Origin of the sequence: Comamonas sp. 7D-2, from assembly GCF_022749555.1 — a bacterium.
In the GTDB taxonomy this organism is placed as follows: domain Bacteria; phylum Pseudomonadota; class Gammaproteobacteria; order Burkholderiales; family Burkholderiaceae_C; genus Comamonas; species Comamonas thiooxydans.
Map to the genome: position 1 here is coordinate 898,283 of NZ_CP094238.1, position 13,119 is coordinate 911,401.

The following is a 13,119-nucleotide window of genomic DNA, read 5'->3' on the forward strand; positions in this document are numbered from 1 at the left end:
AAAAAAGCCGTAATGCTGCAAGGCATTACGGCTTTGTTCATTGCAGAGGCTTGTGATCGGGCGGATTGTCTATGCCGGTCTGCGGGTCCGGGTCAAAACTGGCACCAGGCGGCAGCTCTATGCCGGGGTTGATGCGAAAGCTCCCTGTACGGGCAGGGTACATGACCTGATGGTGCTGCCCAGGATGGGGAGTGCCGCCAGTGGTCTGGCCTGCCTCCTGATCGCGTGGCCGCATGCCGCTGCGCAGATAGCGGTTGCGCTGCTGCTCGCCGCGCGGCAGAAAGCGCGCCAGCTCGGTCAGCGCCATTTCATAGACGCCGCGTTTGAATTCGACCACTACATCCAGAGGAACCCAGTAGTCATTCCAGCGCCAGGCATCGAACTCAGGGTGGTCGGTGGCACGCAGGTTCAAATCCCAGTCATGCCCGACCAGTTGAAGCAAAAACCATATCTGCTTCTGGCCTTTGTAATGCCCGCGCGCGTCGCGGCGGATGTACCTGTCTGGCACCTCGTAGCGCAACCAGTCCCTGGTGCGGGCAACCACGCGAACGTGATTGGGCTTCAGCCCCACTTCCTCATGCAGCTCGCGGAACATGGCTTGCTCGGGTGTCTCACCCCGATCAATGCCACCTTGCGGAAACTGCCAGCTGTGGGTGCGAATGCGTTTTCCCCAGAACACCTGGTTTCTTTGGTTGAGCAGGATGATGCCGACGTTCGGGCGAAATCCGTCCCGGTCAAGCATAATCAAACCCCAAATTTTTGAATTGTGTTCATTATGCATGGCCCCTTGTGATCGACAAGCGGGCCATGCCTATTTCCACTGAATTGCCAGTTCCATGAAAGCCTCCCAATTTCTCATCTCCACCCTGAAAGAAGCTCCGGCCGACGCCGAAGTGGTCAGCCACAAGCTCATGATGCGGGCTGGCATGATCAAAAAGCTGGGTGCTGGCATTTACAACTACATGCCCATGGGCCTGCGCGTGATCCGCAAGGTCGAGGCCATCGTGCGCGAGGAAATGAACCGCGCCGGCGCCATTGAAACCACCATGCCCGTGGTCCAGCCTGCCGAGCTGTGGCAGGAAACCGGCCGTTTCGAGAAGATGGGCCCCGAGCTGCTGCGCATTCAGGATCGCCATGGCCGTGATTTCGTGATCCAGCCCACGTCCGAAGAGGTGGTCACCGATATCGCGCGCCAGGAGTTCAAGAGCTACAAGCAGCTGCCCAAGAACCTCTACCAGATCCAGACCAAGTTCCGCGACGAGCGCCGTCCCCGCTTCGGCCTGATGCGCGGTCGCGAGTTCATCATGAAGGACGCCTATTCCTTCGACAAGGATCGCGATGCGGCCCAGATCAGCTACCAGACCATGCGCGAAGCCTATAAGCGCATCTTCGACCGCTTCGGCCTGCAGTACCGCGCCGTGCGTGCCGATTCGGGCGCCATTGGCGGCGATCTGAGCGAAGAGTTCCAGGTCATCGCTTCCACGGGCGAGGACGCCATCGTCTACTGCCCGAACAGCGACTACGCGGCCAATATCGAGAAGGCCGAGAGCCTGGCGCCCACCCAGGCCCGTCCTGCCGCCACCCAGGCCATGCAAAAAGTCGCCACGCCCGGCAACAGCACCTGCGAAGCCGTGGCCGAGCAGCTGGGTCTGCCTCTGGCGCAGACCGTGAAGTCGCTGGTGCTGGCCACGGACGAGTTCGATGACAAGGGTCTGATCGTCAAGTCGCAAGTGTGGCTGCTGCTGCTGCGCGGCGATCACGAGATGAACGAGATCAAGGTCGGCAAGGTCGAGGGCCTGGCGGGCTTCCGTTTCGCGACCGTAGGCGAGATCGAGGAGCACTTCGGTGCCAAGCCCGGCTATCTGGGCCCCATCGGCCTCAAGAAGCCCGTGAACATCGTGGTGGACCGCGATGTGGCCGTGATGGCCGACTGGGTCTGCGGTGCCAACGAGGAAGACTTCCACATCACCGGCGTGAACTTCGGCCGAGACCTGCCCGAGCCCGCCGTGGTGGCGGATCTGCGCAATGTGGTGGCTGGCGACCGCTCGCCCGACGGCGCGGGCGAGCTGGCGATCGAGCGCGGCATCGAGATCGGCCATGTGTTCTACCTGGGCACCAAGTACTCCAAGGCCATGGAAGCCACTTTCCTGGGCGACAACGGCAAGCCACAGCACTTCGAGATGGGTTGCTACGGCATTGGCGTGACCCGCCTGCCCGCCGCTGCCGTGGAGCAGAACCACGACGAGCGCGGCATGATCTGGCCCGATGCGATTGCACCGTTCACCGTGGTGATCTGCCCCATCGGCATGGGTCGCAGCGAGGCCGTGAAGACCGAGGCCGAGAAGCTCTACGGCGAGCTGCTGGCATTGGGCGTGGACGTGATCCTCGACGACCGCGATGAGCGCCCCGGTGCCATGCTGGCGGACTGGGAGCTGATCGGCGTGCCCCACCGCGTGGTGCTGGGCGACCGCGGCCTGAAGGAAGGCGTGGTCGAGTACCAGCAGCGCCGTGACACAGAAGCCACAAAGCTGGCGACGAATGAGGTGCTGGGACACCTCAAGAGCCGCCTGGGCCTGTAAGCTGCTGTTTCCATGCCCGAAACCCTGCTGAGTCGACGCCATTGCCTGAGGACTGCCGCTGCGCTGGCCGCTCCGGCGGCCGGGTGGCTGTGGCCGAAGGCGGCCTGGGCCGGCGGGCAGCTCGAAGAGCCGCTGGCCGACTCCGTGCGTACGGCGCTCAGCGCGGCCGTGGCGGGCTCGGGCGCGCCGCCCGAGCTGGAGTTCGCCTCCACAGCGGCGCGCATGAGCTATCTGCGCTGGCTGGTCGCCAGCAGCGACAAGCTGGCCAAGCGCAAGCCCGATCCGCAGGCACGGCGCGAATTCCTGCAGACCGTCTGGTACGAGTCCAAGCGTGCCGGTCTCGATGTGTCCATGGTCATGGGCCTGATACAGGTGGAGAGCGGTTATCGCAAATACGCCATCTCCAGCGTGGGCGCGCGTGGCTATATGCAGATCATGCCGTTCTGGATGCGGCTGATCGGTGACGGCGATATCGGCAAGCTGTTCCACATGCAGACCAATCTGCGCTTCGGCTGCGTGATCCTGCGCCACTACATGGACCGCGAAAAAGGCGATGCCTATATGGCACTGGGCCGCTACAACGGAAGCCGGGGCCAGCCCCAGTATCCGAATGCCGTGTTCGGCGCCCAGCGGCGCTGGCTGGTGGAAGAGCCGCAGTCGGTCTGATGCCGTGGCGATATACAGAAAAAAAGAGAGCGCCTGGCGCTCTCTTTTCATTGGTTTCAGCAAAAAAAGAACCTGAAGTCCTTTTCGGATATGCGAAATAAGCTCCTGATTCAGGAGTGGCTGCTTTTGCCAGCCTGGGACTGGGCTGCGCTGCCCTGTACCTTGGCCGCAGCGGCCGCCGAAGGTGCGGCAGATTCGGCCGCGGGCTCGGGCAGATGGGTCACCATGACCTGGTCGATGCGATAGCTGTCCACGTCCAGCACCTCGAACTTGAAGCCGCCCCAGGTGACGGTATCGGTGCGGCGCGGCACGCGGCGCAGCATGACCATGAGAAAGCCGGCCAGCGTTTCGTACTCGTCGTCATGCGGCATATCGTCCAGATGCAGCACGCGCATCACGTCCTCGATGGGCGTGATGCCGTCGATCAGCCAGGAATGCTCGTCGCGGCGGATGATCTGCTCCTCGTCGGCCGGGCCGACCAGATCGCCCATCACCGTGCTCATCACGTCGTTGAGCGTCACCACGCCCACGACCAGGCTGTACTCATTGACGATGACGGCAAAGTCCTCGTGCACCATGCGGAACTGCTCCAGCACCTCGGCCAGCGTCAGGCGATCGGGCACGATGAGCACCTTGCGGATCAGGCTGTCGTCGCTGAGCGACAGCGGCTGGTTGTTGAGGGCGCGCTGGAACAGATCCTTGGCGTCCACATAGCCGATCACATGGTCGATATCGCCGTCGCAGACCGGGTAGGTGGAGAAGGGCTCCTCGGCAATGCGGGCGCGGATGATGGCGTCGCTGTCGTCGCGGTAGAAGAAGGCCACGCTGTCGCGCTGGGTCATGGCCGAGGCCACGGTGCGCGAGTCCAGCTCGAACACATTGGCAATCACCTGCTGCTCGCGGGCGGCCAGCACGCCGGCCTTGGTGCCCGCTTCGGTCATGGCCAGGATGTCGTCGCTGGTGATGCGCTCGTCGCGCGTGGCCGGCAGGCCCAGCAGGCGAAACAGGGTGTCGGTCGCCAGGTTGTAGAACCAGATGATGGGCTTGAAGATCACCACAAACCAGCGCATGGGCGCGAGCACGCGCACCACATAGCGCTCGGGCTCGTTCATGCTGATGCGGCGTGGCAACAGATCGGCCAGCAGGATGAAGGCCGAGGTGACTATGAAAAACGAGAGCAGGAAGCCGAGCGTCGTCGAGAGGCTGGACGAGAACCATATCGAAAAGAACTCGGTCAGCGCAGGGCTGAACGCACCCTCGCCGACGATGCCGCCGAGTATGGCGACGGCATTCTGTCCCACTTGCACCACGGTGAAATATTCGCCCGGCTGCTCCTGTACGCGCAGCGCATGCTCGGCTCCCTCGTTGCCGTCGTCGGCCATCTGGCGCAGGCGCAGGCGGCGCGAGGCGGCCAGAGAAATCTCCGCCACAGAGAAAAAGGCGCTGAGCAGAATCAGCAGAACAATCACCGCAAGGCTTTGGGACACACTCATAGGCAGGGCTGCTGCGGCACCTGGCAGTGCCTGCGGCCGGTTATCAAGGAGTCTCTATTCGACCACATAAAGCCTGCGGCAGGCAGCTGTACTGGCTTCAGGGCTGAAGCGCGGCGGCCGAATGGGCCAGGCGTGCCAGCGCATCGGCCTCGGTATTGCGGTGTCTGGGCACCCATTGCAGCACCAGCTCGTCAAAGTCCTGCATCTGTGCGCGGGCGGCCTCGAACAGCTGGCTGAGCCGGGCGATGGGCCGCGCCGGCTTGGCCGTGGGCGGGCCAAGCTGCTCCAGCAGGACCTGTGAGTCGGTACGCACGGTCAGGCTGCGCGCGCCGAGATCGCGTGCCAGCTTCAGGGCGGCCATCAGCGCGCGCAGTTCGGCTTCGTTGTTGCAGCCGCTGCGGTGCAGATCCTGCGACAGCGTATGGCGGCTGCCATCGGGCAGCTGCAGCAACACGCCCAGGCTCATGGGGCCGGGGTTGGGCAGGGCACTGCCATCGATATGGATGCAGCAGTGGTGAGGGGGAACAGGTTTGGGGGGCGGCATGAAAAAAGCCACCGGGGTGCCGGTGGCTTGCAGACGGGGTTGGGCTTACTTGGCGGCCAGCACTTGTTGCAGCTCGCCAGATTCGTACATCTCCATCATGATGTCCGAGCCACCGATGAATTCGCCCTTGATGTAGAGCTGGGGGATCGTGGGCCACTGGCTGTAGTCCTTGATGCCCTGGCGGATTTCCTGGTCTTCCAGCACGTTCACAGTGGCGATGGACTTTGCGTCCACGCCGCAGGCCTTGAGGATCTGGATGGCACGGCCGGAGAAGCCGCACTGGGGGAAGCTGGCGTTGCCCTTCATGAACAGCAGGATGTCGTTGTTCTTGACCAGGTCGTCGATGCGTTGTTGAGTGTTGCTCATAGTGGGCTCCGGATTTTGGAAATGGCGGTACCAGCCGCGATGTCTGCAATTATTTCACCGACCGCAAGGAATGCGATGCTGTGAGGAAATCTTGCTGACAGGATATTTTGGGGTGGAGGTCTGGAAATCAAGCCTTGCCGCTCCGGCAGCCGCCCGTGCAGCGCGCAATGCCGGCCAGGTCGTGGCGGTGCTGGACCTGTTCGAAGCCGGCCGCTTGCATGAGCCGCGCCACGTCTTCGGCCTGATCCCAGCCATGCTCGAAGAGCAGCCAGCCGCCGTCTTTCAGGCGGGCCGGAGCTTGGTCGATGATGCTGCGTATGTCCTCCAGCCCATCCGCGCCGCTAGCCAGGGCCGACAGCGGCTCGTGGGTCAGCGCCGCCAGGTGCGGGTCGTCGGCGCGAATATAGGGCGGGTTGCTGACGATCAGATCGACAGGTTCCAGCCCGTCCAGAGGCTCCAGCCAGCTGCCATGGGCGAACTGCACGGGCAGTTGGAGTCGGGCGGCATTGCTGCGGGCCACGGCCAGGGCATCGGCGCTGGCGTCCACGGCGATGACCCGCGCTGAGGGGCGCTGGCTTTGCAGGGCCAGGGCAATGGCACCGCTGCCGGTGCCCAGATCCACGACACGGTGGGCTGCGCCTTCGGGCAGCAGCTCCAGTGCCCAGTCCACCAGGGTTTCGGTATCGGGGCGCGGGTCCAGCACCCTGCTGTCCACGGCCAGATCCAGGCCGTAGAACTCCTTGCTGCCGGTCAGATAGGCCACGGGCGCGCCCTGCTGGCGCTGGGCGCAGAGCTGGGCCCAGCGAGTCTGCTGCTCGGCGCTCAGCCCATCGCCGTCATGGGTGATGAGCCAGGCGCGGGCATGCGCTGGCTGCTGCATCAGGTGCAGCAGCAGCATCTGTGCATCGACACGCGCCAGGCCTTGCTTGGCGGCTTGCTGCAGGGCTTGAGCGACGGAGAAAGTGGGGGGCGAGGGTTCGGTCATGGCTTGGCCGGCGGCCATCTTCTTCGGAAATTCAGTAGCGGTATATCTCGGGGTCGCCCGCCTTGTAGAGCGTGCCGTACAGCTGGGTCGACGACTGGCCGGGCTCCAGCATGGGGCGCGAGCGTATTCCCAGCAACAGATGCTCCAGCGCCTGCTGAAGATTCTCGCCCTCGAAGCTCATGCCTACAAAAGACCAGGAAAAGCAGCGTCCATCGCCCGCCATCAGCAGCTGGCCGTGCGCATGGTGAACTTCGGCAAGTGGTATCAGCCGGGTGTTCAGGCGCTGTTCCCAGGAGAGCAGGGCGTCGTCCGCATCTTCGCCGCTGAAATGCGCTTCAAGCCAGTCAAACTCTATATCGCTGCTGGCGCATTCCCGTCCCTTGCCCACCTGGCCTATGTGCAAGCCCGCCAGGTTCTGCAGCGCAGCCACGGCGGGGTGGCAGGCCAGAGCGGGCTGTTGGTCCAGAGCGCTCCGGACAAGCGCCGGTATGGCGACCTCTCGCTGCGGGGTCCAGCCCTGGGCTTGCAGCAGCTCAATGACGACAGGTGACTCGAAATTCAGCATGGCGGATTCTTAACGTCCGGGCGCCGAGATGAAGGGGCGCGATTGCAGGATGATGAGCTGATCGCCCTGCACGGCCCACTCGATGTCCTGGTCCTTGCCGCCAAAGCGTTGCTTGATGCCGGCTCCAGCACGCGCCAGTCGCTGCACCAGCGTATCGCTGAGCACGGCGCGGCCGGCAGTCACGGCCACTTCGCGCACGCCGCCCCTGGCATCCAGCTGCAGCGCCACATCGTCCTGGGAACGGTTGAGCACCTGCACGGCCTTGCTGCGGCTGGAGTAGAGGATTTGCTCCGCGACCTGCTTGCCCTCGACCACGCGGATGCCTATGCCGCGCTTGGCGGCGATATAGCTCATGTGGCGGTGCGAGGCATCGAAGGGGTCGCGGGTGATCATCACGCCAGAGGCGGAGGAGTCCACGGCTTTTTGCACAAACACCGACATCATCAGCTGCGCATCGTCGATGCCCGCTGCCTGTCTGGCTTCCCAGGCCTCGAAGTTGTAGATCGAGGCCCAGACCTTGCGCACGGCGGCGACCAGGTCCGTGTCGTTGCGTACATTGGGCACGGTGGTGTAGAGGCCTGCTCCGCTGAAGCTGGGCAGGTCCTCGGAGCTGGAAGAGCTGCGCACGAACACGCCCTGGCTGCCCAACTGGCCGGACCAGCGCCGGACCCAGGCATCGGCCACGGCCGGGCTGACGGGCCATTGCTCGATTTCGGCCTGCAGTGCGGACAGGGCCTGCCTTCGGATGCCTGCATCCGTCGCGAAGCCGGGCTGTTGGCGCATGCGGGCAATGCGCTCGGCCAGGCCGTTGGAGCGCATGAAGTCGGCATAGGCGGCAAACGGAATGCAAAAGCCATCGGGCACGCTGACGTCCGCGAGGCGGGCGGACTGGATCTCGCCCAGATTGGCTGCCTTGGCTCCGCAGCGGCGGCGATCCGCGCTGCGCAGGGCCGCCAGGGGCACCAGTTCGCTGCGACTCAGATCGGGCTGAAGCAAGACCTTGCGGCCCTTGGGCGGCGGTTGCTGGGCCTGCTTTTCGGCGCTCTGTTGTTCGGCAGCCGTGGCGGCGCGCAGCGCAAAGCCGGCGGGCTGTACGTCGATATGCACCCAGCGGCCGTTGAAGTCCGCGTATTGCTCGGCCGCTTTTTGCACATAGGCATTGGGTATGCCCCAGCCACGCGCCAGCAGATTGACATGGGATAGCACCGTGGAAGGGCGCTCCGTCACCACGCCGGCCACGGGCGGCAGGCTGATGGGTACTTCGCGCAACAGCACGATGTCCCTGGGCTGGAGGTCATTCACGGCTTCGGCCTGGTTCAGGATGCGCAGCCGGCCCACGGCCTGGCCCTGGTTCAGCGGCAGATAGGTCTGGGCTCCCAGCAACTGGGCCTGGGTGACCGCTGCAACACCGGCCTGCTGGGCCACGGCTTCCTGCTGCGTGGAGTTGGCCTTGAAGCGCACAGGGGCGAAGAAGCCGGTTTTCAGCGCGGCCGCCGTGGTCTGTAGCAGCTCGGGCGTGAGCTGGTCGCCTTCCCAGAACTCGTAGCTGTAGTCCTTGAGCACGGGCTGCCAGCTCAGCGTGCCGAGAATGAAGCGGCGGCCCGGCTCGCGGTAATTGCGGTTGAGCTCTGGCTTGCCGCCCCGCAGCAGGCTTTTGGCACGTAGAAAATCTTCGTGAAACGCGTAACGCGGCGTGTTGATGAAATGCAGCGGCGTGCTCTTGCTTTGGCGGTCGATCACAAACAGCACATGGGGCATGGCGCTGACCGGATCGAAGATGCGGGCCACGCGATCGAAATCGGCGCGGCTGGTCAGGGCCGGCAGGCTGGCAGGAGCGTTGCGGTTGCCGCTGGCGTCAACCGGGCGCCCCGCACCCGAGTCATAGGCCGATGGCTTGCGCAAGGCCTGAGCCTGGGCGGCGGTCGATGTGAACAACAGGCCGGATAGCAGGGCTGAAACCAGAACCGGCAAAAAGCGCTGTGTCATCTTGAAATTGTTCCCATTTCTGGCGAAGCGTTCGAACGGACCCGGCTCGAGCCGTCTGCAGTCTGCCGGTGCCTGCAGACTCAGGAAGCGGCCAGCTCTGCCAGCAACTCGGCCTCGCGTGCATGTTGCAGGGCCTGGATCACATCGCCCAGATCGCCTTCCATCACGGCCAGCAGCTTGTACAGCGTGAGGTTGATGCGGTGGTCGGTGAGGCGGCCCTGGGGGAAGTTGTAGGTGCGGATGCGGTCGCTGCGGTCGCCCGAGCCGATCAGGCCCTTGCGCATGGCCGCTTCCTTGGCGGCTCGCTCGCTGCGTTCCTTTTCCTGGATGCGGGCCTGCAGTACCTGCAGGGCCTTGGCCTTGTTGCTGTGCTGGCTGCGCCCGTCCTGGCATTCGGCCACGATGCCCGTGGGCAGGTGGACCACGCGCACGGCGGAGTCGGTCTTGTTGATGTGCTGGCCGCCGGCACCGCTGGCGCGAAAGGTGTCGATGCGCAGATCAGCGGGATTGAGCGTGATGGCCTCGGCCTCGTCGGGCTCGGGCATCACGGCCACGGTGCAGGCGCTAGTGTGGATGCGGCCCTGGGTTTCGGTGGCGGGCACACGCTGCACGCGGTGGCCGCCCGACTCAAAGCGCAGCGCGCCGTACACATTGTCGCCCTCGATGCGCAGCACCACTTCCTTGTAGCCGCCGATTTCGTTTTCGCTGGCGCTCATCACTTCCACCTTCCAGCCCACGTTGGCGGCGTAGCGGGTGTACATGCGGGTCAGGTCGCCGGCAAACAGGGCCGATTCGTCGCCACCCGTGCCGGCGCGGATTTCGACAAAGGCGGGGCGGGCATCGTCGGGGTCCTTGGGCAGCAGCAGGCGCTGCAGTTCGTCCTCGAGCTTGATCAGCTCGGCCTCGCCGCTGCCGATCTCTTCCTGAGCCATTTCGGCCATGTCGGGGTCGTCCAGCATTTCACGCGCGGCGGCTATGTCGGCTTCGGTCTGCAGGTAGCGGGTGTAGCGACTGGCAATGGCCGTCACATCGGCATGTTCGCGCGAGATGGTGCGGTACTGCTTCATGTCGCCCATGATGTCTTCGCGCGAGAGCAGAAAGTCCAGCTCCTGCAGGCGTTGGGCATAGCGTTCGAGCTGGTTGCGCAAAAAGTCTTGCATAGGGGGTACCGAGGGCTTGGGAAAGGTGAGGGGGCTCACCTTTGTGGAGTCAGGGAAGAGGGAGGACAGGCCACGGTCGGGCCTTGCGCTGCGCGAGGACGGCAGCGACCAAGCGGGCGAGCGTCGCTAAAGCTTGCTGGGGTTGCGGCTGGCGCGCAGGAACAGGCGGGAGACGGTGTCCGCCGTCTGGGCGCGCTCTTCGGCATCGCCCTTGTGCAGCTCGGCCATGGTGCCGTGGAGCATTTTCTGTGTGAGGCCGCGCGAGAGCGCTTCCAGCACGGTATCGATGTCTTCGCCCTTGGCCAGCAGCTTTTTGGCGCGGGCAATTTCCAGCGCACGCCATTCGTCGGCCTGGGCATTGACCTGCTGGATCAGCGAGACCGCGCCACCCACGGGGTTGCGCTGGTCCATCCACTGCATAAAGCTCTGTACGCCGGTGTCGATGATGACTTCGGCCTGTTGCACGGCGGCCTGGCGCTGGGCCTGACCGGTGCGCACGACGGTTGCCAGATCGTCCACGGTATAGAGATAGACGTCGTTGAGGTCTTTGACCTCGGATTCGATATCGCGGGGCACGGCCAGATCGACCATGAAGATGGGGCGGCGCTTGCGCTTCTTGAGGGCCGACTCCACGGCACCCAGGCCGATGATGGGCAGGGTGGATGCCGTGCAGCTGATGATGGCGTCGTACTCGTGCAGATGCTCGGGCAGGTCGGCCAGACGCATGGTGCCGGCGCCGAACTGGGCGGCGAGCTTCTCGCCGCGCTCCATGGTGCGGTTGGCGATGGTGATCTGCCTGGGGTTGCGGGCGGCGAAGTGGGTGGAGACCAGCTCGATCATCTCGCCCGCGCCCACGAAGAGCACGCGGATCTTGCTGAGGTCTTCGAAAAGCTGGCCGGCCAGGCGCACGGCAGCGGCAGCCATGGAGATGCTGTGTGCGCCGATCTCGGTGGAGCTGCGCACTTCCTTGGCCACGGCAAAGCTGCGCTGGAACAACTGGTTGAGCGTGGTGCCCAGGGCACCCGCAGTCTCGGCCGCGCGCACGGCGTTCTTCATCTGGCCGAGGATCTGCGCCTCGCCCAGCACCATGGAGTCCAGCCCCGAGGCCACGCGGAAGGCGTGGCGGGCGACCGAGCCATCCTGCAGCAGATACGAGTGCTGGCGCAGCAATTCAGGCGCCACGCCGCCGCTGTTGGCCAGCCAGTGCATGGTGTGATCCATGGCGGGGGCGTCGGCAGCGCAGTAGATCTCGGTGCGGTTGCAGGTGGAGAGGATGGCGGTTTCCACAGCGCTGTGAGCCCTGCCAGCGTGGGACAGAGATGCGCGCAGGCCTTGCAGCGTCGGCGCGATCTGATCGAGCGCGAACGCAAAACGGCCCCGCATATCGAGCGGAGCCGTGTGGTGATTGATACCTAAAGCCCAGACTGCCATAACAGGGGATTATAAAATTTAGTACCGAATTGGGCACCCCCCGGGCTCAAAGCCTTGGAATCGATTGTTGCCATGGATTTTGTTGCGAGCGTTAATCATTTACTCAACTTCCTCGCCCCTGCGTTTTTTCTCGCTCTGGGCCTGGCAATCTGTGCTCGCGTTTTAAAGCAAAACAAGGCTGGAGCCCAATCCTTCATTGCGCAGGTAGCTATTAATTTCATATTGGGTGGGGCGGTTTTGCTGCTCAGTCTCTGGCTGTTTTCACGCGACGGCAAGATGCTCGCTTATGCCGCACTGGTCTGCACAAGTGCCTGCTGCCAGTGGGTGCTTTCCAGAGCCTGGCGCTGATTGGCGTACCGGCCGGAAAGCTGTTTTGCGTGAAATCTTGATCTGACTCAAGAGTGCCTGTTGTATTCGCGCCAGTGTATGGCCAGGCCTCAGTCGCTGACGGCCCTGGGCCCGGCCTGCTCCAGTATCCAGCGGCGAAACTGCTTCAAGGTCTCCGTGGGGGGGCGGTTGCCTTGCTGGCACAGAAAGTAGCCGCGTTCGATATGCACCGGCGCATCCAGCGCCAGAGCCACGCGGCCCGAGGCCAGATCCTCCTCCACCAGGCAGCGCTGTACCATGGCCACACCCATACCCGCGGCCACGGCCTGCACCAGCAGGGCCACGGTCTCAAAGTCCGCGACCGGGGCGGGGCAGGGCTGGCTCAGGCCCCGGGCCTGCATCCAACTGGCCCAGTTGCCCGGGTAGTTGGTGTGGAATAGCAGAGGGCGGCTCAGCAGATCCTGCTCGCTGCGGATGGGGTTCGGCCCTTGCAGCTCGCGCGGGTGGCAGATGGGGATGAGGTCGCGGCCGATCACATACTCGGCCTCCACGCCCGCCGGCCATTGCTGGCTGCCGACGCGAATCCAGGCATCGATCTCAGGCGCATTGAGTGGATCGTCGCGCCGGTAGGGCGCGAAGGAAAGCATGATTTGCGGATGACGGCGGTTGAAGTCGGGCAGGCGCGGAATCAGCCAGTGGCTGAACAGCGTGGGAACGACCGACAGGCGCAACTGCGGCCCGTGGCGGCGCCTGCGGGCGGCGGCCGACGCGGCCTCTATCGCCATCACGGCAGGCTCTATCGCCTGCAGATAGTCCTGTCCTGCCGCAGTGAGCGCGTTGCGTCTGCCCAGGCGCTCGAACAGGGCAAAGCCCAGATGTTCCTCAAGCCTGGCGATGGCCCGGCTGATGCCGCCCTGCGTCACATACAGCTCCTGCGCAGCGAGCGAGTAACTGCCCAGGCGGGCGGCCGCGGCAAAGGCGTGAAGTTCGGAGAGGGACGGTGAGTGCATGCGCATG

General features: G+C 64.3%; 13 protein-coding genes. 3 read left to right on the forward strand and 10 right to left on the reverse strand.

Annotated features, from left to right (window positions below; genetic code table 11):
* Positions 1-37: 37 nt before the first annotated feature.
* A complete protein-coding gene (locus MPZ60_RS04055; RefSeq protein ID WP_034357533.1) occupies positions 38-742 on the reverse strand; it encodes an RNA pyrophosphohydrolase in 705 nt (234 codons plus the stop codon).
* 94 nt (positions 743-836) lie between these two features.
* Here MPZ60_RS04055 and MPZ60_RS04060 point away from each other — a divergent pair, with 94 nt between their 5' ends.
* Together MPZ60_RS04060 and MPZ60_RS04065 are read left to right on the forward strand one after the other, a co-directional pair.
* The gene (locus tag MPZ60_RS04060) at positions 837-2,579 is read left to right on the forward strand and encodes a proline--tRNA ligase (protein ID WP_034357535.1); all 1,743 of its coding nucleotides are present in this window, start codon (positions 837-839) and stop codon (positions 2,577-2,579) included.
* A 12-nt stretch (positions 2,580-2,591) separates the two neighbouring features.
* Positions 2,592-3,245, forward strand: coding sequence for a lytic transglycosylase domain-containing protein (locus MPZ60_RS04065; RefSeq protein WP_034357537.1), 654 nt, complete (start codon positions 2,592-2,594; stop codon positions 3,243-3,245).
* 110 nt (positions 3,246-3,355) lie between these two features.
* On the opposite strand, the gene MPZ60_RS04070 is transcribed toward MPZ60_RS04065, so the two are convergent.
* The 8 genes from MPZ60_RS04070 to hemA form a co-directional block, all read right to left on the reverse strand.
* Positions 3,356-4,738, reverse strand: coding sequence for a hemolysin family protein (locus tag MPZ60_RS04070; RefSeq protein ID WP_034357539.1), 1,383 nt, complete (start codon positions 4,736-4,738; stop codon positions 3,356-3,358).
* A gap of 97 nt (positions 4,739-4,835) precedes the next feature.
* A complete protein-coding gene (locus MPZ60_RS04075) occupies positions 4,836-5,294 on the reverse strand; it encodes a ribonuclease HI family protein (RefSeq protein ID WP_034357541.1) in 459 nt (152 codons plus the stop codon).
* A gap of 33 nt (positions 5,295-5,327) precedes the next feature.
* On the reverse strand, positions 5,328-5,648 hold the full coding sequence (grxD, locus tag MPZ60_RS04080; RefSeq protein ID WP_003058519.1) for a Grx4 family monothiol glutaredoxin: 321 nt from the start codon (positions 5,646-5,648) through the stop codon (positions 5,328-5,330).
* A 127-nt stretch (positions 5,649-5,775) separates the two neighbouring features.
* Positions 5,776-6,651: a peptide chain release factor N(5)-glutamine methyltransferase gene (prmC, locus tag MPZ60_RS04085; RefSeq protein ID WP_052057638.1), complete on the reverse strand. Its 876-nt coding sequence runs from the start codon at positions 6,649-6,651 to the stop codon at positions 5,776-5,778.
* Between the two features lie 13 nt (positions 6,652-6,664).
* The gene (locus MPZ60_RS04090; RefSeq protein ID WP_034357543.1) at positions 6,665-7,198 is read right to left on the reverse strand and encodes an SUKH-3 domain-containing protein; all 534 of its coding nucleotides are present in this window, start codon (positions 7,196-7,198) and stop codon (positions 6,665-6,667) included.
* A gap of 9 nt (positions 7,199-7,207) precedes the next feature.
* Positions 7,208-9,184, reverse strand: coding sequence for a PEP/pyruvate-binding domain-containing protein (locus MPZ60_RS04095; RefSeq protein WP_034357545.1), 1,977 nt, complete (start codon positions 9,182-9,184; stop codon positions 7,208-7,210).
* Positions 9,185-9,264: 80 nt separating this feature from the next.
* Positions 9,265-10,344 (reverse strand): peptide chain release factor 1, encoded by a 1,080-nt coding sequence (gene prfA / locus MPZ60_RS04100; RefSeq protein ID WP_003058512.1) that lies wholly within the window; start codon positions 10,342-10,344, stop codon positions 9,265-9,267.
* A gap of 126 nt (positions 10,345-10,470) precedes the next feature.
* Positions 10,471-11,775 carry a glutamyl-tRNA reductase gene (hemA, locus tag MPZ60_RS04105; protein WP_012837115.1) on the reverse strand — a complete coding sequence of 435 codons (1,305 nt, stop codon included), beginning with the start codon at positions 11,773-11,775 and terminating at the stop codon, positions 10,471-10,473.
* Between the two features lie 72 nt (positions 11,776-11,847).
* Between hemA and MPZ60_RS04110 the strand changes: the two genes are divergently transcribed.
* A complete protein-coding gene (locus tag MPZ60_RS04110) occupies positions 11,848-12,123 on the forward strand; it encodes a hypothetical protein (protein ID WP_034357547.1) in 276 nt (91 codons plus the stop codon).
* An 89-nt stretch (positions 12,124-12,212) separates the two neighbouring features.
* On the opposite strand, the gene MPZ60_RS04115 is transcribed toward MPZ60_RS04110, so the two are convergent.
* Positions 12,213-13,118, reverse strand: coding sequence for a LysR substrate-binding domain-containing protein (locus tag MPZ60_RS04115; protein ID WP_034357549.1), 906 nt, complete (start codon positions 13,116-13,118; stop codon positions 12,213-12,215).
* Position 13,119: the final 1 nt, after the last annotated feature.

What these genes read in the sequence shown, in the direction of transcription:
- MPZ60_RS04055 (WP_034357533.1), bottom strand. Translation starts at nt 742, where the DNA reads ATGCTTGACCGGGACGGATTTCGCCCGAACGTCGGCATCATCCTGCTC.
- MPZ60_RS04060 (WP_034357535.1), top strand. Translation starts at nt 837, where the DNA reads ATGAAAGCCTCCCAATTTCTCATCTCCACCCTGAAAGAAGCTCCGGCC.
- MPZ60_RS04065 (WP_034357537.1), top strand. Translation starts at nt 2,592, where the DNA reads ATGCCCGAAACCCTGCTGAGTCGACGCCATTGCCTGAGGACTGCCGCT.
- MPZ60_RS04070 (WP_034357539.1), bottom strand. Translation starts at nt 4,738, where the DNA reads ATGAGTGTGTCCCAAAGCCTTGCGGTGATTGTTCTGCTGATTCTGCTC.
- grxD (WP_003058519.1), bottom strand. Translation starts at nt 5,648, where the DNA reads ATGAGCAACACTCAACAACGCATCGACGACCTGGTCAAGAACAACGAC.
- prmC (WP_052057638.1), bottom strand. Translation starts at nt 6,651, where the DNA reads ATGGCCGCCGGCCAAGCCATGACCGAACCCTCGCCCCCCACTTTCTCC.
- MPZ60_RS04090 (WP_034357543.1), bottom strand. Translation starts at nt 7,198, where the DNA reads ATGCTGAATTTCGAGTCACCTGTCGTCATTGAGCTGCTGCAAGCCCAG.
- MPZ60_RS04095 (WP_034357545.1), bottom strand. Translation starts at nt 9,184, where the DNA reads ATGACACAGCGCTTTTTGCCGGTTCTGGTTTCAGCCCTGCTATCCGGC.
- prfA (WP_003058512.1), bottom strand. Translation starts at nt 10,344, where the DNA reads ATGCAAGACTTTTTGCGCAACCAGCTCGAACGCTATGCCCAACGCCTG.
- hemA (WP_012837115.1), bottom strand. Translation starts at nt 11,775, where the DNA reads ATGGCAGTCTGGGCTTTAGGTATCAATCACCACACGGCTCCGCTCGAT.
- MPZ60_RS04110 (WP_034357547.1), top strand. Translation starts at nt 11,848, where the DNA reads ATGGATTTTGTTGCGAGCGTTAATCATTTACTCAACTTCCTCGCCCCT.
- MPZ60_RS04115 (WP_034357549.1), bottom strand. Translation starts at nt 13,118, where the DNA reads ATGCGCATGCACTCACCGTCCCTCTCCGAACTTCACGCCTTTGCCGCG.